Source organism: Sphingobacterium sp. 2149, assembly GCF_031455655.1.
Lineage (GTDB): Bacteria > Bacteroidota > Bacteroidia > Sphingobacteriales > Sphingobacteriaceae > Sphingobacterium.
In genome coordinates this window covers 1-19,490 of sequence record NZ_JAVDTD010000011.1, presented here as the reverse complement: position 1 = coordinate 19,490, position 19,490 = coordinate 1, and the positions used below count along the sequence as shown (strand labels likewise).

Annotated in this window: 17 protein-coding genes; 8 read left to right on the top strand and 9 right to left on the bottom strand. The window is 40.0% G+C overall.

Annotated elements, in window-relative coordinates:
- Nucleotides 1–4: 4 nt before the first annotated feature.
- Nucleotides 5–709: a LytTR family DNA-binding domain-containing protein gene (locus J2X77_RS16190; protein WP_209580286.1), complete on the bottom strand. Its 705-nt coding sequence runs from the start codon at nucleotides 707–709 to the stop codon at nucleotides 5–7.
- A 28-nt stretch (nucleotides 710–737) separates the two neighbouring features.
- Nucleotides 738–1,847, bottom strand: a complete 1,110-nt coding sequence (locus tag J2X77_RS16185; RefSeq protein ID WP_209580296.1) for a sensor histidine kinase — start codon at nucleotides 1,845–1,847, stop codon at nucleotides 738–740.
- A 163-nt stretch (nucleotides 1,848–2,010) separates the two neighbouring features.
- On the opposite strand from J2X77_RS16185, the gene J2X77_RS16180 reads away from it, so the two are divergent.
- From J2X77_RS16180 to J2X77_RS16170, 3 genes are all read left to right on the top strand, one after another.
- Nucleotides 2,011–2,472 carry a DinB family protein gene (locus tag J2X77_RS16180; RefSeq protein ID WP_209580298.1) on the top strand — a complete coding sequence of 154 codons (462 nt, stop codon included), beginning with the start codon at nucleotides 2,011–2,013 and terminating at the stop codon, nucleotides 2,470–2,472.
- A 127-nt stretch (nucleotides 2,473–2,599) separates the two neighbouring features.
- Entirely contained in the window at nucleotides 2,600–3,082 is a 483-nt protein-coding gene (locus tag J2X77_RS16175) for an OsmC family protein (protein ID WP_209580301.1), read from the top strand.
- A gap of 84 nt (nucleotides 3,083–3,166) precedes the next feature.
- Complete coding sequence (locus tag J2X77_RS16170) at nucleotides 3,167–4,402, top strand: TCR/Tet family MFS transporter (RefSeq protein ID WP_209580303.1); 1,236 nt, start codon at nucleotides 3,167–3,169, stop codon at nucleotides 4,400–4,402.
- Between the two features lie 440 nt (nucleotides 4,403–4,842).
- Here the strand turns inward: J2X77_RS16170 and J2X77_RS16165 are convergent, their stop codons facing one another.
- The 5 genes from J2X77_RS16165 to J2X77_RS16145 all read right to left on the bottom strand — a co-directional run bounded on the left by J2X77_RS16165 (nucleotide 4,843) and on the right by J2X77_RS16145 (nucleotide 13,261).
- On the bottom strand, nucleotides 4,843–6,153 hold the full coding sequence (locus J2X77_RS16165; RefSeq protein ID WP_209580305.1) for an efflux RND transporter periplasmic adaptor subunit: 1,311 nt from the start codon (nucleotides 6,151–6,153) through the stop codon (nucleotides 4,843–4,845).
- A gap of 7 nt (nucleotides 6,154–6,160) precedes the next feature.
- Nucleotides 6,161–10,486, bottom strand: a complete 4,326-nt coding sequence (locus J2X77_RS16160) for a CusA/CzcA family heavy metal efflux RND transporter (RefSeq protein ID WP_209580306.1) — start codon at nucleotides 10,484–10,486, stop codon at nucleotides 6,161–6,163.
- A gap of 135 nt (nucleotides 10,487–10,621) precedes the next feature.
- Nucleotides 10,622–10,951, bottom strand: a complete 330-nt coding sequence (locus J2X77_RS16155; protein WP_209580308.1) for a DUF6660 family protein — start codon at nucleotides 10,949–10,951, stop codon at nucleotides 10,622–10,624.
- Nucleotides 10,952–11,256: 305 nt separating this feature from the next.
- Nucleotides 11,257–12,423, bottom strand: a complete 1,167-nt coding sequence (locus J2X77_RS16150; RefSeq protein WP_209580310.1) for an alpha-hydroxy acid oxidase — start codon at nucleotides 12,421–12,423, stop codon at nucleotides 11,257–11,259.
- 181 nt (nucleotides 12,424–12,604) lie between these two features.
- Nucleotides 12,605–13,261: a response regulator transcription factor gene (locus tag J2X77_RS16145; protein WP_209580320.1), complete on the bottom strand. Its 657-nt coding sequence runs from the start codon at nucleotides 13,259–13,261 to the stop codon at nucleotides 12,605–12,607.
- A 320-nt stretch (nucleotides 13,262–13,581) separates the two neighbouring features.
- Between J2X77_RS16145 and J2X77_RS16140 the strand changes: the two genes are divergently transcribed.
- On the top strand, nucleotides 13,582–14,082 hold the full coding sequence (locus J2X77_RS16140) for a hypothetical protein (RefSeq protein WP_209580322.1): 501 nt from the start codon (nucleotides 13,582–13,584) through the stop codon (nucleotides 14,080–14,082).
- 6 nt (nucleotides 14,083–14,088) lie between these two features.
- Here the strand turns inward: J2X77_RS16140 and J2X77_RS16135 are convergent, their stop codons facing one another.
- Nucleotides 14,089–16,242, bottom strand: a complete 2,154-nt coding sequence (locus J2X77_RS16135; protein WP_310081592.1) for a mechanosensitive ion channel domain-containing protein — start codon at nucleotides 16,240–16,242, stop codon at nucleotides 14,089–14,091.
- Nucleotides 16,243–16,321: 79 nt separating this feature from the next.
- Nucleotides 16,322–16,555, bottom strand: a complete 234-nt coding sequence (locus J2X77_RS16130; RefSeq protein WP_209580327.1) for a hypothetical protein — start codon at nucleotides 16,553–16,555, stop codon at nucleotides 16,322–16,324.
- Between the two features lie 253 nt (nucleotides 16,556–16,808).
- On the opposite strand from J2X77_RS16130, the gene J2X77_RS16125 reads away from it, so the two are divergent.
- The 4 genes from J2X77_RS16125 (at nucleotide 16,809) to J2X77_RS16110 (ending at nucleotide 19,349) form a co-directional block, all read left to right on the top strand.
- A complete protein-coding gene (locus J2X77_RS16125) occupies nucleotides 16,809–17,552 on the top strand; it encodes a nucleotidyltransferase domain-containing protein (protein ID WP_209580328.1) in 744 nt (247 codons plus the stop codon).
- Nucleotide 17,553: 1 nt separating this feature from the next.
- Complete coding sequence (locus J2X77_RS16120) at nucleotides 17,554–18,285, top strand: metallophosphoesterase (RefSeq protein WP_209580330.1); 732 nt, start codon at nucleotides 17,554–17,556, stop codon at nucleotides 18,283–18,285.
- A 171-nt stretch (nucleotides 18,286–18,456) separates the two neighbouring features.
- Nucleotides 18,457–19,011, top strand: coding sequence for a type 1 glutamine amidotransferase domain-containing protein (locus J2X77_RS16115; RefSeq protein WP_209580333.1), 555 nt, complete (start codon nucleotides 18,457–18,459; stop codon nucleotides 19,009–19,011).
- An 86-nt stretch (nucleotides 19,012–19,097) separates the two neighbouring features.
- A complete protein-coding gene (locus J2X77_RS16110; protein ID WP_209580335.1) occupies nucleotides 19,098–19,349 on the top strand; it encodes a Rho termination factor N-terminal domain-containing protein in 252 nt (83 codons plus the stop codon).
- The last annotated feature ends 141 nt before the right edge of the window (nucleotides 19,350–19,490 follow it).

The following is a 19,490-nucleotide window of genomic DNA, read 5'->3' as shown; positions in this document are numbered from 1 at the left end:
ACTTTTATATAAGTCCCATCTTGGCAAAAAGCTGATTGCGGTATTGCAAACCTATACCGAGCTGAGTTCCATTTTTCAGAACTACTTTGCTTGCCTCAACCCCCTTGATTTGCTTGATATTAACAATATAGGATCGATGCATACGGGCAAACATATCCCACGGTAGTTCTGCTTCCATATCTTTCATGGTAGACAATAAAGTTTGCATACCTTCTACAGAGTAGATCTGTATATAATCCCCCCAAGCTTTTAGATAGAAAATATCCGCAGGATCTATAAAAATAGTCTTGTTCCGGTCTTTTATCTTAATCGCCTTTCTTTCACCTTGTGGCCCCCTTCTCGAATACAGAATTGCCTTTTGAACTTTCTCGATCGCCTTGATCAACCGCTCCTCCGTGAGGAGTGGCTTTAAGATATAGTCAATTACATCCAGCTCAAATCCATCAACTGCATACTCATAATGCCCTGTTATAAAAACTACAAATGGCGGATGAGCAAGTCCTTTGAGAAAGGTAATTCCATCCATTTCAGGCATATCGATATCCGACAAAATAAGATCTACCTCCTGCTGCCTTAAAACGTCAATTGCTTGCAAAGGGTTTTCGAATACACCCAATATTTTGATCAGGCCTAATTTGGAAACTAATTTCTCCAGGCGACCTCTCGCAATAGGCTCATCTTCAATAAGGATAGTTTTAATTCTATTCATAAGTAGTTTGCATGCCGCTGCTTTGGTGCTACGGTTCTGTTTCCGAATGTAAAGTTACAACAAGATTAACACTAAATACACCCTCTTGCGACTTTATTTCCAAAATGTGATGATGAGGGTAATGAAGTTCCAGTCGTTTTCTTACGTTTTCAATCCCTAATCCACCGATATAATTTTCTGGTTTTGAAAGTGCTCGAAATGCATTGGACACGTTCATATGCACCTTATCCTCCTTCACCTGAATATTTATGGATATCCATCCCGCAGAAGAACTTAAACGAGGTCCATGTTTGAATGCATTTTCTACGAACGGAAAAAAGATCAAAGGAACCATCATGCAGTTTTCGTCATCAGCCGCCAGATTTAGATCAATCTGTACTGTTTGATTATAGCGTAACTTTTCCAATTCAACATAATCCTTTAACAATTGAAATTCGCGATTAATTTCTATCCTTGGCTGATTGCTCTCATGTAGTAAATACACCATAATACTGCTTAAACGCATCATACTTTCGCCACCTCTTTCATCACGATCGGATACCAGCACATAGATGCTATAAAGTGTATTAAGTAAAAAATGGGGATTGATCTGATATTTGAGAAAAGCAAGCTCCAATTGAACGTTATTCAATTCCAATGCAGCATTTTTCAGTTCGAGCTTCATTTTGGAATTTCTGACAGACATAAATGCCTGTACAATTTTTACGGTCAATGGCAGAGCCACTAAAAAAATAAAATCCAATAAATAATAGCTAATAGAGGAAGGTCTAAAGGCTCCAAAGATTCCCTTATCTAATACTATTTCAATATAACTTGATAAACGAATATCTGGTGTTAAATATTTGAGCGTCAAGATCGCGCCAAAGTAACTTAGAAATGACCACCAAGCATAAATAAACAATAACCATACAATACACAGCAAAAACTTCCCTGGAATAAACCAACGCGGAATAACAATATATGCTGTCACATAAAATATGGTCAATAAAGAGAATACGTCCTTTAAAAACAATATCCATGAATTATCAATATCTATTCGCTGATAGGAAATGAATTGCATTCCCAAAACCACAAACCAAAAACACAGATGAAGAATAATACGTTTACCAGTATTGTAATTCTGAAAAAAACTGTTCATAGATAGCATTGCTCTCAATAAGATGAGTCTAAGATAGAAATATCATTTAGTTTGTACTAGGGTAAATTGTCAAGTAATCCATTAAAAAGACATTTTTGAGACAAAAAGCTAATACTATCTTCCTTATATTTAACGTTAAAGAACCCGAAAAAGCAACAATTCGATGTCAACTACATTTACGCAGCTATGGCTATATAATAACTGGGCCAATACAGTAGTACTAGAAAAACTAAAAAAGGAAGGCGAGAAAACGCCCCATTCTTGCCTGCGGCTATTTAGCCATATTGTGAATGCTCAGGCTATTTGGTTGAGCCGATTGATTGGCGAGAAAATACCTGTTGGCGTTTGGGATGAACATAGTATAAGCGATTGCCAGAGGTATCACCAATTAACATCGGAAGGATTTGCTCAGCAGATTCAGGGCATAAAAGATACGGATAATAAAATTGCCACTTACACAAACACACAGCATCAAGCTTTTCATAATAAGGTCAACGATATCCTCTTACACGTGTTTAATCATGGTACTTATCATAGGGCACAAATCGCAAGTGAAATGAGAAGAAATGGCATAGAGCCTATCAATACAGATTATATCACTTTTATCCGCCTAAAACAATACTAAATGTATACGCTGCTTCCAATCTTACCATTATATTAAGATGCCGATTTTCTCGCAAAGATAAATGTCATGCATCATGATCATTCCGCATGATAAACACATGGGAACTACCACAAATTTAAAACAAAAAATGAGTTACAAGCACATCTTTAAAGCATCTCTAACTTGGCCTCATACTGAACAGCCTAGTCTTCAGGGATTAAAAGTTTATAATAAAAACCATCACATCGCGATTGAGGGAAAAGCAGATCTTCACGTTTCAGCCGCAAAAGTATTCAAGGGCGATCCCGCATTATACAATCCAGAAGATTTGCTTCTCAGCAGCCTGGTTTCTTGCCATATGATGTCATACCTATATGTATGTTCGCAGAACAGCATTCAGGTTCTATCTTATACTGATAACGCCGTTGCTATCTTGGCAACTGAAATAGACGGCAGCGGCCGTTTCACAGAGGTTACATTATACCCTGAAGTGGTTATCGCAGATAATTCTCAAGTAGACCTTGCCTTATCACTACATACACAAGCAAACAAACTTTGCTTTATTGCCAATTCATGCAATTTCAAGGTACTGCACCATCCGACATGTAAAGCCATCAATACAGAATCTTAGCGCAATCGAAAATAAAAGACTGATCACAAATTAGTAATTAAATAACATACAAGTTTTTAAGGATTTGATTATTTTTGGAACATAATGGAAAATTCCAAGAAAAAAGCAGCAATCGGATTTATATTTATCACATTACTCATCGATATTACAGGTTGGGGAATTATCATTCCTGTTGTTCCTAAACTTATTGAGGAGCTGATCCATAGTGACATCAGTGAAGCGGCTAAATATGGTGGCTGGCTTGGCTTTGCTTACGCTTTTACGCAGTTCATATTTTCTCCTGTCGTTGGCAATCTGAGTGATAAATATGGTAGAAGACCTGTTATATTGATTTCCCTTTTTGGATTCGCGGTAGACTATATCTTTCTCGCCCTTGCACCAACCATAGGATGGCTTTTTTTGGGAAGAGTTATTGCTGGATTGACTGGAGCCAGCTTTACAACTGCAAGTGCCTATATTGCAGATATATCAACCGATGAAGATCGGGCGAAGAACTTCGGCTTGATAGGTGCTGCATTTGGTTTAGGCTTCATCATCGGTCCCGTTATCGGTGGTTTACTCGGCCACTATGGCGCTAGAGTTCCCTTTTATGCCGCCGCAGGATTGTGCATGCTAAACTTCCTTTATGGTTATTTTATTTTACCCGAGAGCTTAGACAAAGAAAAACGCAGAGCCTTTGACTGGAAACGTGCCAATCCTGTTGGATCTTTTAAATTTCTCGGAAAGCATCCGGAAATATCCGGTTTAATCGTTGCCTTAATTTTAATATATATTGCAGGACATGCTGTTCAGAGCAATTGGAACTTTTTCACCATGTACAAATTCAATTGGACTGAAAGAATGGTAGGTATTTCGCTAGGTGTCATTGGTTTGCTGATTGGGTTGGTTCAGGGTATTTTGATTCGATGGACAACACCCAAACTTGGTGAACAGAAAAGCATTTTTTATGGGCTTACCCTTTATGCGATTGGCTTACTGTTATTCTCATTTGCAAGCCAAGGATGGATGATGTTCGTATTCCTAATTCCCTATTGCCTCGGTGGTATTTGTGGCCCTGCCCTACAATCTGTTATAACCAAAAATGTTCCTTCAAACGAACAGGGTGAACTTCAAGGTGCATTAACCAGCCTGATGAGTGCAACATCAATAATTGGCCCTCCGATGATGACCAATCTTTTCTATTACTTTACGCATGATAACGCACCCTTTAAATTCTCCGGCGCACCATTTTTCTTAGCATTTGTTCTGATGTCAATAAGTGTAATAATTGTATATAGCGCTTTCCAGAAGAAGCGGAAACAACAAATAAATCAGCTTTAAAAATATCGCCAATGGAATTTCATGGTGTTGCGCCATCCTGCGAAAGTAGATTGACAAAAAACTATAGCATGATTTATGGACAGTATATAAACAACTAGCTAAACACTGACCCAAAGATTATATTATATTGATCGATCACTTGCTTGAAAACCACATAACTCGCTTATTCGTTACTGTAGCTACACGAATAAGCGATGTAAATCAGCGCCCGCAGGACTAGTTCATCTTCACTCGTTCAGACCATTAATAATAGTCCGAACTTCAACATGGCTGCGACTGTAATCATGATAGTCTAGAAGCCGGCACTTTTTATATAAACTAGTTCTGCTCTGCGCTGATTAAATACTTTTGCTTCTACATACAGCATAGCTGCCTGCTTTCGCTTTCAGATTGATGTATATTACATAAATTGATTTTATTATGTTAACAAATGTTGTCAATTAGTGTTCGTGTCCACCTGTATTACTCATTTTAGCATTAATAAAAAAAGCGCCCTTCACAACAATTTTTGTTCCTGCAGGAATCTCCATTACAGGAATAATCGCAGTATATCCCAAGGCAGACACGCCTTTTTGAATCTCAATTTTTTCAAAATTGATGTTCTTTGCCTGTTCCTCCCCGTGCTGGCCAGCTTCTTTCTCATCGCTGTGTGCATGTTTTGTTTCGCCCTGATCATGTGCATGCCCGTGATCATCGTGCTCTTCTTCATGTTCCTCAGGTTTCTTGTCTGTTTCCACAAATATGTAATACTTGCCGTCGGCCTCCACAATGGCATCATTCGGAACAGCCGGAGTCCGCACATTATTGACACCGATCATCCCCGTAATGTTCATCCCATCAATCAAGCCCACTTTGCTACCTACCACTGTACTGTGTACAGCGATGGTCTTGCTGTCGTTTTCAAAGGAAGAACCTATGGTAAAAACTTTGGCAGTATAGGTTTTATCGGGGTTGTTTGTCAGCTGGAAGTTGATGATCTGCCCCACTTTAACCAAGGGTAAATCCTTCTCAAACACCTGCAGATCTAAGTGCAGAAGACTATTGTCAACAATCTCGATTACCGGAGAAGATACATCCACATAACTCCCTATTTTCGCAAAAACATTACTCACCGTTCCATTGATAGGGCTTGTCACGGCCAATGAAGTGCGCATATTGGAAAGATTCACACTATTGGGATTAATTCCCATCAACTGGATCTGTTGCTGTAAGGAAGCCTTTCGAGCTCGTAAACTGTTGAAGTCAGCCGTTGCGGCCTGCAGATTTTTACGTGCGCCGGCATTGCCCTCATTCAATTCCTGTTGCCTTGCCATCTCTTGTTCAGCGAGGGTAATTTTGCTAGCAAGAGATACATATTCTTCCTGCAGCAGTACAAACTGCGGGTTGGTAATTGTCGCGATCACCTGTCCCTTACGCACATTGTCCCCCAACTGTACATTCAACGTCTTTACAACACCACCATAAAGCGCCGTCGCATTCGCTTTATTATTATTGGGTACACTCAAAAGTCCATTGGCCTTGATTGTAGCAGTAAGCTCCTTCTCTTCAATACCTCCAAAAACGATGCCCACAGCTTTTATTTGTGCAGCACTCAATGCGGCTACGGTAACCGGTCCCTCCTCGTGCCCCTCTTCGGCATTAGGCTCTTCCTTTCCCGCGGGTTGACCTTTAGGCTCCGACTCATTAGAACCGCAACCGTAAAAAAAAGCTACGGCGATACATACGATAACTATTCTTATGAAAACTTTCATTGTTGACTTATTTGTTATTGAAGTAATTATATTGAATTGCTGATTGATTATACTGATTGAGTACTTCGAGATAATTCTGACGAATCCCAATGGCCTGACTTAAAAATTGACTTAATTCAGCAAAATTAATCTCCCCCGTTCTATAACCCAAAGTAGCTGCTTTAATAATCGCATCCGCTTGTTTCAAACCCGAAGACTCGTAAAATTGCAGTAATGCACTATGCTTGTCAATCTCAGCAAGTGCGTTCCCTTTATTGGTTTGGAATACCTGCGTATCATATTCCAACTTACGCTGTTGAACTTCCATCTCGGCACTGGCAGCCTTCACTTTACTCTTATACGCGCCCAGACTAAAAACTGGAAAAGATGCGGAGATAGAAAATCCCGATAACGGATCTTTGGCTCCCCAAACACGTTGGGAGAAAAATCGACCCGAGAACTCCGGCTTATTGGTATTTTTCTGAACGCTGATATTGGATGAAGCGATATTTACATTTTGCTGCTGTAAAACAAGTAAAGGATGCGTTAGTTCTTCAGACGGACTGCTTGCTACATCGATCTTCGCTAAAGACTGATCTAATGGAAGCATCCATAGATTACGATCCAGCAACATCATCAATTGCTGCTGCTGAATAACGATATCTTTTTTGTTTTGAGCTAGTTGTGCTTCAAGCTCTTTCAATTTTGCTTCTGCGGCGATCTTATCCAGTGCGGCTACGTCACCAGTTTTAAAACGTAATTCAGTTGCCTTAAACATACCCGTATAGATACTATCGAGCTCCATATATAATTTTTGGCGATCCTGGAGATACCAGAGCTGAAAATACGCCGTCCTTACATCTTTCGTAATCGCAGTTTTCAGTACATCTGTATTTAGATTCGCATATTTCAGTTGTTGTTTAAAATACTCTTTACGCGCCGCATAGAGCCCGGGCCAGGCAATGCTTTGCGTTACACCGATTTTCAGCAGACCGGCCTTATCCGATGGACGATAGTCTTCATTTTCTGCAAAGATCCCTGTCTTGGGAATTTCGGTTGCCGTTTTGACATTAAAACCTGCTCCTGCGATCTCGGCCTGATTGATCTGAAACTGGCGATTGCTCTTCAACGCAGTTTCCACAGCTTCTGCAACAGAAATACGTTCCTGGCCAATCACCACCTGAGATCCCAAGGTCATAAATAAGAAAATAAGTACTGTAACAAAGGTCTTAGCACCGCTACTTCGTTTCATATTCCATTTAGAATTAAAAATTATATACAATAGTGGCAACACAAACAAGGTCAGAAAAGTTGCTGTTACCAGTCCTCCAATAACCACGGTAGCGAGAGGTTTCTGAACTTCCGCTCCCGCACTGGTGCTGATTGTCATCGGCAAGAAGCCCAAGGAAGCCACGGTTGCCGTCATAAGCACAGGGCGTAAACGCGTTAAAGTCCCCACTTTAACACGCTGAAAGATATCGTTAACGCCCTCTTTGTTCAGCTGATTGAATGTACCGATCAAAACAATACCATTGAGTACAGCAACACCAAAAAGTGCAATAAAACCGATACCGGCACTGATGCTAAAAGGCATTCCGCGCAACATGAGTGCAAATACTCCACCAATGGCGCTCATTGGGATTGCTGTAAAAATCAACATCGCCTGTTTAAAGGAATGAAAAGTGAAATACAGCAACATAAAAATAAGTAGCAATGAAACAGGCACAGCAATCAGCAGGCGTGAACTAGCTTTTTGAAGATTCTCAAACTGGCCGCCATAGGTGAAATAATATCCTGCAGGAAGCTTCACATGTGCAGCTAATTTTTGTTGAATATCTTTTACCACAGTTTGAACGTCACGCCCTGCTACGTTAAAACCGATCACAATTCTTCTTTTGCCCGCTTCACGGCTGATTTGGGCTGGCCCCAACTTATAATCGATGGTAGCCACTTGAGAAAGCGGTATCTGTGTGCCGGTATCTGTAGGAATCATCAGATTACGCACATCATCAATACTATTTCGATGCGTTGTATCTAATCTCACGACCAGATCAAAACGGCGTTCATTTTCATAAATCTGTCCAGTACTACGGCCCGCAAAAGCCGTACTCACCACATCATTGACATCCTGAATGGTCAGACCATAATTAGCAATCCGTGTACGGTCGTAAACAATATTGATTTGCGGCAGGCCGGATACACGTTCAACCTGTGTTGATGTTGCTCCTTCAACCGACTGGATCTGAGCTGCAACCACAGTAGCATATGCAGCTAATGAATCTATATTTTCGCCAAAAATTTTTACAGCTACATCTTGACGAACTCCTGTCATCAATTCATTGAAACGCATCTGAATAGGTTGGTTTTTTTCAAAGAATACCCCGGGAATAATTTCGAGCTTTTCAAGAATAGCCGCTCCTAATTCTTCATAAGACCGCCCAGACTTCCACTCTTTCTGAGGTTTCAATACAACCATTATATCGGTTGCTTCTGGTGGCATAGGATCTGTCGGAACCTCAGCGGCCCCTGTCTTGCCGACTACCATTTTAACCTCAGCAAACTCTTTGATAATACGGGAAGCCTGCATGGAAGTTTCAATACTCTGTGAAAGTGAGCTTCCTTGCGGTAAAATACAATGGAACGCATAGTCACCTTCCTGCAACTGTGGAATAAACTCTCCCCCCATATGCTTAAAACAGAAAACGGATAATGCAAAAATTGCAAAAGTCAAACTCACGATCAGGTACTTAAATCGAAAAGCTTTTTGCAATAGAGGTTCATAAATACGCTGCAGTCCCGCAATCATGCGGTCACTGAATGTTTTCTTGTCGCTGTGTTTTTTCGGCAAAAACAAAGCACACATCATAGGGATATAGGTTAACGAGAGAATCAATGCGCCGAAAATAGCAAACCCAACTGTTTGCGCCATTGGGCGGAACATCTTTCCTTCAACACCCACCAATGTTAAAATCGGAATATAAACGATTAAGATGATAATTTCCCCAAAAGCTGCACTTGTACGGATCTTAGACGCGGATTCGAATACCTCATGATCCATCTCCGCTTGGGTCAATTTCTCTGTCGACTTCCGCAGGCCTAAATGATGCAGCGTAGCTTCCACCACAATCACAGCCCCGTCGACAATCAGACCAAAATCTATAGCACCCAAACTCATTAGATTCGCACTGACACCAAAAACATTCATCAGTCCAAGTGCAAACAGTAGCGCCAGGGGAATCGCCGAAGCAACAATAAGACCTGCCCGCAAATTGCCAAGAAATAGCACCAGCACGAATATCACGATAAGCGCACCCTCGATTAAGTTTTTTTCAACAGTACTGATCGCACGTCCGACTAGATCCGTGCGGTCTAAATAAGGTTCTATAATGACATCATCGGGTAAGGATTGCTGAATAGTTGGCAGTTTCTCTTTCACCCTATTGACCACCTCATTACTGTTTTCACCTTTCAACATCATAACAACACCACCCACGGCATCCACCTCACCATTATAGGTCAGGGCGCCATAACGCACAGCATGACCGAAACGTACATCAGCAACATCTTTCACATAAATCGGTATGGAGCCTGATTTACGAATAGCAATATTTCTTACATCATCAAATGAGGTAGCCAGACCAATTCCGCGAATAAAATAAGCATTTGGCTTTTTATCGATATAGGCCCCTCCAGTATTCTGATTGTTTTTCTCCAAAGCTGTAAATATCTCGGGAATAGTGATATTCATCGCTTTAAGCCGATCGGGATCAACAGCTACTTCATATTGTTTAAGCTCACCGCCGAAACTATTAACCTCTGCAATTCCCGGGGTTCCATAAAGCTGACGGGCAACGATCCAGTCTTGCATAGCTCGCAAATCTTTTGCATCGTATTTCTTGTCACTTCCCTTTTTGGGATGGATAATATATTGATATACTTCGCCCAATCCGGTACTTACGGGAGCCAATTCAGGTTTACCAATGCCTTTGGGAATTTGATCGACCGCTTCATTTAAACGCTCACCAATCAATTGACGGGCAAAGTAAATATCGACGTCCTCGTCAAAAACAACCGTAATGACAGACAATCCAAAACGTGAAATACTCCTAATTTCTTCTATTTTTGGAACAGTTGCAATACGCTGTTCAATCGGAAAAGTGACCAATTGCTCCACTTCCTGGCCTGCGAGTGTCGGGCAAGATGTAAAAATCTGAACTTGATTGTTGGTAATATCGGGGACAGCATCTATAGGTAGTTTTGTTGCGCTCCATACTCCCCAAATGATAAGTAACAAAGTCATTAAACCAATAACAAACTTGTTCTTAATGCTAAATTTTATAATATGATCTAACACAATTATACGAGATTAATACTTAAATAATCGCTCATTCTTATTGGAGTAAACACAACAAGCGAACTCCAACAACAAAACCCAATAAAGAACAACATGCATTCTCTATCAATTCGGTTTTGAAATATTTACAAAAAATTAAGCATTAACCTTCGGCGGTTGCCAGATGCTTCCACAATAGCTGGAAACAATTTTGGTATTGAGGACTGGTATACGATTGTCAAAATAAATAGAAACCGGCACGCCGGCTATTTCCGGAAATTGATAAGCATAAGCTGTTATATTTCCGCTACAACAATTGCAATAACAGAAAATTGAACACGCATCAGATGCATCATCACCATGGTTGTGTGTTTGATTGAGCTTTGCTTCCATAGCAGTCTCTTCACAGCGATTTTTCGAATCGCTGCACGGGACAAAGGAAAGTCCCAGAATATAGCCAATCAATATGAAGACTGTTAACCTCATGGATATACAAATCTAAGAAATTAAATTAAAATCCTCTCTCTTCACTGAAAAATCCTCTTGGTCCTGATGAACTTTTGCTATCGATCAAACCTATTTTGGCTTCCTGACTTGGGGAAGTTATTAAACCATCACTGAACGATCACCGAAGAAACACTGTTAAAACACAAAATTTGGTGCAGCGTTGATCTTTGGTTCTGCACCTTGACATGAACATAAAAAGAATAAGCTACAAGCAAAATTGTAAACAAAAATTGTCGGCATACGCCTATTTCAAGGCCAAATCGATGATCTTTACTACAGAGCACTTAGAGAATAGACTGCAGACGCTGTGGAAAATCCGCTATCTTCGAAAGACTCAGCTGCTTCATGACCTGATACAAATGTGTTTTGAACATATTGATCGTATGTTTGCCGCCTGCTGCACCTAACGCGCCTACACCATACATAAAAGGCCTTCCCATAAAATTGAATTCTGATCCGACCGCATGGGCACGCGCCAAATCAACACCCGAGCGAATCCCACCGTCCAACATGATTTTAATATTCTTTTTATATTCGGGATTACCAGCCAAACGAATTAATGAATTGATCGAAGACTCACTTGCGTCTAGCTGTCGTCCACCATGATTTGAAACAATCACACCATCAACCCCCAATGCGATGGAAGCCTGCATATCTTCATCTGTTGCAATTCCCTTCAGCACCAACGGGCCTTTCCATAGGTCGCGTATTGCTTTAATCTTTTCAACATCAACTTTACCCGTAAATGTCTTATTCATAAACTGTCCCAGTTGGGCCAAGTCAAGACCTTTTTCCATATAAGGTTTTAAAGTCGCAAAAGAAGGAATACCATGTCTTAGCGTTTCAATACCCCAAGTAGGACATGCAAATGTTTGCAAAATATTTGAAACGCTCATCTTAGGCGGCATGGACAATCCACTTTTTATTTCACGATACCGAAGTCCGAATGCCGGTACGTCGACCAATACCACCAATACAGGACATTCAACAACCTGTAAACGCTTAATAATGTCATCTCGCAATTTATTCTCGGTAGGATGATAGAGCTGAAACCATGCTTTCCCATCTGACACTTCGGCAATACGCTCAATACTACTTGTCGATACGGTGCTTAAAATATAGGGAATATCATTTTCTGCAGCCGCTTTCGCAAGAATTTCCGGCGCATTCGGCCACATCAATCCTTGAAGTCCAATGGGCGAAACACCAAATGGCGCGCTATAACGCCGACCAAACAATTCGACAGAAAGATCTATTTCATCGCTCGCTAATAGGTATTGCGGTTTTAACAAAATGTTATCAAAATCGTTTTCATTTCTAGCGAGATTCAATTCTTCGTTTGCTCCTCCGGTCAAATAATCAAATGCAAATCGGGGAATCCTTTTCCTCGCTTTAATCTTTAGATCTTCCACAGAAGGATAATGCGTATTATATTCAAATTTTTGGCTCATGATTGATTTTTATTTACAAATAGTCTATAACTGCGCGCCAAACTTAGATAAAATGCATTTCAAATGCAAAATAATTATAACTATTATAAAAATTCAATCATGCCGTTGAAATAGAAATTATTGCTTTAAGCCGATATTATAAGGCTATGAGCCCATCGTTTTCTAAGCACAACACTCCACCTTAGCTCAATAATTTTTTCTGAAAACCAAAGCGAACAAGTCCCGCCGTATTCTTGGATCCTGTTTTCTCGATCAACTGTTGTCTATGCCCTTCGACTGTCCTTTTGCTTAAATAGATCTGCTCTGCTATTTCAGCATTCGTATGTCCTTGTGCAATCAATTCCAATACGGAAAGCTCCCGTTCAGAAATGTCATATCTGTTCATTATGGCGCTTCGATCCACATCCATATGGGTATATTTCGATAAATTTCTAATAATTTCAATACTCAGTGATGCACTAATATATTGTTCGCCTCGGACAACCTGCTGGATTCCGAAAAGGATTTCCTCAACATTAGAATCTTTTGACAAATAGCCATCGGCACCAAGGTTTAAAATTTCCTGAACTACCTGGATATTATCTTCCATGGATAAAACGATGATTTTTATGTCGACATACTTCTTTTTTACTGCTTGAATGAGCTGGATGCCATCCATCTGGTCCATATGAATATCTGTTAAAATGATATCTGGCTTCGATGAACTGTCTAAATATTCCATGGCTTTTTCACCATTTTCTACCCCAGCTATTACAGTGATGTCCTGTTGTGCCTCTAATATTAGTTGGAAACCGGATCGCACCAATGTATGATCATCCACCAAAAGCAACTGTTTCATAGCTTTCTGTATTTTCTTTTTAGTTTAGTTGAGTAACAGATTTTTGAAAGAAACAGCTTTCAGACCAAAAATGTTTTAATAAAAAAATGTTTGAGTAATTACGAACACTCGCCAATAACTCGATACATCAGAATTTAAGGATCATCATTTTTTTATTCGTTTCTAAAACTGCCTAATGGAAAATGGAGAAATGCTGCGATCGAATTGGATTATATAGGATCTTGATTTTCGCATTAAATACACAAAATATAAGTATTCCAAACACTAAGATCGCCACCAATGTTCACTTAGTAAACAAATAAAAATCAAGTATCAGTATTATGGAACACACATTCGACTACGTACACGAACTGCTTAATAGACAAATGGCCTTACGAGCCAAAATTGAGGAGAGCCCAATAGCCGGGGATATTAAAATGATTTACGGCCAAGATTTTTATCAAGAGGAAGTAAGAGCGACGGGTTTGGCGATGATTCGCGACGGTTGGGACGTAGAGGGTGAGCAACTCATACAGGATTATGTGGCAGAGCACTATCCAACGCGAACTAATGATGAGCTCATTTGGATTAATAAAATGATGCACCATTTGGAGGCAGTTACTGATACTTTTATCGACAACCTACAAGCTGCGGGCTATAAATGGCTACAGGGTAATGTGGACATGCCTAATGAAAATGTACTTTTTTACCCCGTTCACGAAATTGACGAATTTGGAGCATTATCTGCTAAATTAGGCATAAATAATCTGATAGACCTCAAGAATATTGACGAACTGAGAAATGTTCAGGGCTGGATTTATTACCGATATGGAAGTAAATAGCCTCCATTAGGCCGAAGTCACTTTTGAATCATAACGGATGGCTTCGGCTCTAACTATCTCTAAAAAACTACTTCTAAAGCATTCTATTTTTTGCACATTCTTCAAACCTACTTGAATGGAAATTACATAGGCATCTGCTGTAATGTCTTTTGTTAAAATTTTTACATCAAGATTGGGATCAATCTCCTCAAAAGAAGAAATGGTCTCTTTTAGCCATTTTTTCCAATCTTCGATGTTTCGGGCGGTAATGATAGTTAGCTGAAGGTTCAAGCGGATATCAGATTCGTCAAATGTCCAATTGACTAATCGGCCAGAAAGCAAGTCACCATTGGGTATAATTACTTGAGCACCCTGATCGGTCAGCAAGGTACTAGATCGGATTCCGACTTGCATGACTTGCCCTTTTTTGTCTGCAAGTTCTACATAATCGCCAACTTTAAATGGCCGCTCAAATACTAAAATAACACCTGAGACGAAATTGTTGATTATATTTTGCAAGCCTAAGCCTATACCAACACTCAATGCGCCTATAATGACGGTCAGTTTGTCAACTCCCAATCCGAGGATACGTATTCCTATAAGGAAGCCAATAATGAAAATTACGACGCGCACGAGCGGCAACAATGCATTAGGACGCTGATTTGCTTTTGAATTCGGCCGATCTAGAAGATCCTTTAAGTTCTTTTGAATCCAGTTCGCGGACCATATCACTACAAAAGCCAAAAGAACATCTCCATATGTGTAGGTTACACTACCGACGGTATGCGTGCTATTCAACAGCCGGTCACCTAACCGACGTAGCTCACTCGTAATATGCAAAGTGTTAGCCCAGATGATAATCCCTATTAAAATAGAAAAAAAACCAGTTATTCGGTGCAATGCCGCAATCAATTTTTGCTTATCAAAACGATTTATAAATTGGTCTTTTTTTGAGTTTTCATAAGAATTAACCACATCATGGGCGAGCATATCACGGAATGCACGCATGGATAATGTTTGCAAGAATCCTACAGCGACTGCAATATTGAATGTACGTGCTAAGTTTAGAAAACCGAAAATATTAAATATAATCGCACCGACACCAAAAGATAGTAGTAGCCACCGCACAGTAGGTCCTACGTGCGTAAATGGTATTTTTCCATTCCTACTCCACCGTAGCGCCCAAAGTAAACGGATACCCACCAAATTGACAATTACAACAATGATCCGTGAAATCCAATCTGTATCTAAAATTAAATTGCTGACCAAAACCGCAGTATAATAAAAGAAAATGGAGTGCCAGACCTTAATTTGTACATCGGACGAGGCGGCACGTATCAGTACGTATAAAAATCCAAATACAAGTAGATAGGTCATTTCCAGCACAAACACTGGAATTCTAAGCGAGGTCAAGGGTAGTAGAATGAGAAAGAAAACGGCAAATTTCAGAATGGGAATCCACCAAGGTTGATTGCGATGTAAGGGTAAAGCTTCATCCGCCCCCACTGCGCTTTTTCGCATTTTATATAACCAATAAAAATAGGCAAAGCTGAATATAATCAGCAGAAAGCGACCATCCCATCCAGTGTCATAGTAACTTTGCGAGAAGCCATCCTGTTCGAGATTCTTTTGTATAATATGTCTCCAATGAAACCAAGTGGCAATATTCGAAGCTGCTCGAACCACCTTCTCTTGCTGCTCGGCCTTATCACTAAGGTCCTTCATATCCAACAGAAGTGATTCAATATCCCGCCCTAAAGTGGCAGCACTATCTTGAATCGCGCGCCAAGAAGTTGCGGTAGAATCCTGAGGTACCGTCTGTTTTTGCAGGATATTTGCTTTCTTATGTAAAGAAAGCAATGTGGGTTTTACAAATTGTATGTACTGTTGTACTTGATTTGGAACGACTAATTCATTGTTTGTTCTTTGCCAAGCCACCCTCCGTTTTACACTGTCAAACTCCACATAAGAATGGTCAACCTCACTACGCCATTTTTCGAGAAAGTTTCTCGCCGAAGCAAGTGGGTTTTTAGGTAATGAATCGAGTAAAGCTATCGAATCCTTGGTTCTTAAAACAGAATCAACTTTTTGAGCGTACAATGTAGATATGAATAAGCTGAGTTGAATCAACAAAATTAACTTTAGTACAGTACAGTTTATCGCACCCTTAATAGTTAGCATACTCCTTATTTTTTTTTATTATATGTTTACTAGAATTTTACCTGCGAAGCCGCCGCTGTGAGTTATTGACAATACACTTTTAATCTGAAGGTTTGTCCCTGTCTAAGTTATCCAACGGTATCCCCTGTTCCTTACTTTTATCATTTTCCTTGTTCATATCCTGCGGCCGGCTTCGATGGATGTTGTCCAATGGAAGGCCGCTTTGTTTGGTTATTGTGTCGGTTTTATATTCTACTTCGCTATGCTTGTTGGCGTCACCGCACGCGGTCGACGCAGCTGCAATTAAAATTGCTAAATACGTGTATTTTACCATTATCTTCTATTTAATAATTTAACCTTCTGCTGTTTCGTTATGTGGCGGTTATCGTCCACTCAAATAATATCTAACGTATATACTCTTTAATTAATGAATATAATCTTTAGGTATAACGTATGCGGGAGGCATCTCAGGGGTAGCGATTTTTAAATTGAGTACTTCTACCTATTACTGATGTGCCTAATACGTTTTAAACACTGATCGACAAACTACTCGATTTAGTTAACTGTTATAAAAAAAAGCAGACTACATGATTCACTTAGATAATCCACCTGAAGATTGCCTTAGGTTCTTCCGGGATACCCTTCAACTTCTACAGCAGAGTAATAGCCAATTTATGGTGGGCGGAGCCTTAGCAATGTTCCACTATACGGGAATAATAAGGCCCACAAAAGATCTCGATATATTTTGCAAGAGCAGTGAATATCCAAAAATTCTTAAGCATTTTGCCGCCAATGGCTATCAAACAGAATTGACGGATGTTAGGTGGCTAGCGAAGATCTACAGGGATCCTTATTTTATCGATATTATTTTTGATAGTGTCAATCACTATTGTACGGTTCAGCAGGATTGGTTCGACAGAGGGCCAGAAGGAATCCTTTTTGACACGAAGGTGCGCTACATACCAGCAGAAGAGTTGGTTTGGTGTAAGCTCTATGTACAAAACAGGGAGCGACATGATAGCGCTGATATCAATCACATTTTGTTAAAACATGGAAAAAAGCTTGACTGGAATCATTTATTGGCACGCATGGATCAGCATTGGCATCTGTTACTTGCACAAATACTTATTTTTCAATTTACGTATCCACATGATTATCGCGACATTATCCCAAAAGACCTATTCGACGAGCTTCTCATGCGCGCAGCGGGTCAGTATGAATTACCCCCATGCCTCGAAAAAGTATGCTTGGGGCCGCTAATTGACCAAACGCAATACGAGATTGACATTAAAGAATGGGACTATAAATCGTATACTATAAAAACTGTTTGATATGACCAAAACAACGATAGCCGCCTTGGGTGATATACATATGAATGTAAATCAGCAGGGAAAATGGAAAATAGCTTTTGAAGAAATTTCAGAAAAGGCCAAAGTCCTACTATTATGTGGTGATTTAACCGACACTGGCGATGAAGAAGAAGCGGAGTTACTTGTCTCAGAACTGCAGTCCCTAAAAATTCCTGTGCTGGCAGTATTAGGTAACCACGATTATGAAAAAGGACGACAGAAACAGATCCGCCAGATTTTGATTGATAATAAAATTACTGTTCTGGACGGCGAAGCCATTGTAATCGAAAATATTGGATTTGCGGGCGTGAAAGGTTTTGGTGGTGGATTTGACCGCTACATGTTATCAATGTTTGGCGAAGACGCCATGAAAAGTTTTGTTCAGGAAGCTGTCAATGAGTCTTTGCTGTTGGATCGCGCGTTGGCGCGGCTTGAGCAAGAACATGCGGATATAAAAAAAGTCGCTTTGCTCCATTACGCACCTATAGCAGAGACTGTATTAGGAGAACCCGAACAGATCTATCCATTTTTAGGCTCTACACATTTAATGGAGCCGCTGCAACGTCGTAAAGTCTGCGCTGCCTTCCACGGGCATGCACATGCTGGAAAATTCAAAGCTTTATCGCCCACCGGAATACCGATTTATAACGTAGCAGTTCCTGTCCTGAAAGCTCATCATGGAAACGATATTGCCTACGCTCTTATTGATATTTAGCGAGATAAGTGGTTCATTCGTTATTTTAAGATTGGGGATTTAGATTTAATCAAAGCAATTTAGGAACAGACTAGCCGAAATGTCCACGCTTAAATTATCTTATTTAAAACTTTAAATGATTTAGATCCGTTATATAAAAGTAAATAAAGAATATTAGTAAAATTTAATTACATGGAAAATTTAAAGAATAAGCGGATCGCCATATTAGTTGCGGATGGATTTGAAGAAATTGAACTAACAAGCCCTAAAGAAGCACTGGAAAACGCGGGTGCAAAGACGGACATTATATCGCCTGTTAATGGAAAAGTCAGAGCAAAGAGTGGAGATGAGTGGTCAAATGATTATCCAGTCGATGTTGCTCTCCAAGAAGCAGAGGAGGATCGATATGATGCATTACTTCTTCCCGGAGGAGTAATAAGTCCCGATAAATTGAGGACAAATAAAACGGCTATTGCCTTGATCAACGCGTTTTGGGAACGGGATAAACCGATTGCAGCAATTTGCCACGGGCCACAATTGTTGATTAATGCAGATTTGGTACGTGATAAAAAGATTACCTCTGTCGCAGCCATTCAAATGGATCTTATTAATGCAGGTGCATTATGGGAAGACAGTGAAGTTGTAGTCGACGATAAACTCATCACAAGTCGTACACCCGATGATCTGCCGGTTTTCAATAAAACTATCATTCAAGAATTTGCTGCGGATAGGAAGAATAAAGGGTAATAGTACGATCCGATAACGTACTTAAACAGCCAACTATTAAATGCTGCAACATGTTCAGTCTATAAATAACAATAAACACGGACATTATGAATACGACAAAAAATTCAAGCCGTACGAATGCTAAAGGGCAGTCGCACGACAAAGGTAACGACAAAGGAAAAACATCAGTTACAGTGACTGGAAGCAAAGCTTCTTCGTCCAAAAGTTCACGAAAGGAAAACGCAGATAAAACAAAAGCTGAACTCTTAGAAATGGCGAAGAAAATGGAAATCACTGGACGTCATGATATGACTAAAGACGAGTTAATCAAAGCCATTGACAAACATGGAAAAAAATAGCACTATTTTAAATGTATAGCGCTGATAATAAAAAGGCCCGCAGAATTGAGGGCACTGAAAAAGTCTCAAGTTTTTAATGAGTCCTAAAGAAATGACTGAGTATCGGGTTTACCTTACTCGGTCATTTTTGTTTAAAGGATT

Coding starts and splice junctions, on each gene's coding strand:
- J2X77_RS16190 (WP_209580286.1), bottom strand. CDS start 709: ATGAATAGAATTAAAACTATCCTTATTGAAGATGAGCCTATTGCGAGA.
- J2X77_RS16185 (WP_209580296.1), bottom strand. CDS start 1,847: ATGAACAGTTTTTTTCAGAATTACAATACTGGTAAACGTATTATTCTT.
- J2X77_RS16180 (WP_209580298.1), top strand. CDS start 2,011: ATGTCAACTACATTTACGCAGCTATGGCTATATAATAACTGGGCCAAT.
- J2X77_RS16175 (WP_209580301.1), top strand. CDS start 2,600: ATGAGTTACAAGCACATCTTTAAAGCATCTCTAACTTGGCCTCATACT.
- J2X77_RS16170 (WP_209580303.1), top strand. CDS start 3,167: ATGGAAAATTCCAAGAAAAAAGCAGCAATCGGATTTATATTTATCACA.
- J2X77_RS16165 (WP_209580305.1), bottom strand. CDS start 6,153: ATGAAAGTTTTCATAAGAATAGTTATCGTATGTATCGCCGTAGCTTTT.
- J2X77_RS16155 (WP_209580308.1), bottom strand. CDS start 10,951: ATGAGGTTAACAGTCTTCATATTGATTGGCTATATTCTGGGACTTTCC.
- J2X77_RS16150 (WP_209580310.1), bottom strand. CDS start 12,423: ATGAGCCAAAAATTTGAATATAATACGCATTATCCTTCTGTGGAAGAT.
- J2X77_RS16145 (WP_209580320.1), bottom strand. CDS start 13,261: ATGAAACAGTTGCTTTTGGTGGATGATCATACATTGGTGCGATCCGGT.
- J2X77_RS16140 (WP_209580322.1), top strand. CDS start 13,582: ATGGAACACACATTCGACTACGTACACGAACTGCTTAATAGACAAATG.
- J2X77_RS16135 (WP_310081592.1), bottom strand. CDS start 16,242: ATGCTAACTATTAAGGGTGCGATAAACTGTACTGTACTAAAGTTAATT.
- J2X77_RS16130 (WP_209580327.1), bottom strand. CDS start 16,555: ATGGTAAAATACACGTATTTAGCAATTTTAATTGCAGCTGCGTCGACC.
- J2X77_RS16125 (WP_209580328.1), top strand. CDS start 16,809: ATGATTCACTTAGATAATCCACCTGAAGATTGCCTTAGGTTCTTCCGG.
- J2X77_RS16120 (WP_209580330.1), top strand. CDS start 17,554: ATGACCAAAACAACGATAGCCGCCTTGGGTGATATACATATGAATGTA.
- J2X77_RS16115 (WP_209580333.1), top strand. CDS start 18,457: ATGGAAAATTTAAAGAATAAGCGGATCGCCATATTAGTTGCGGATGGA.
- J2X77_RS16110 (WP_209580335.1), top strand. CDS start 19,098: ATGAATACGACAAAAAATTCAAGCCGTACGAATGCTAAAGGGCAGTCG.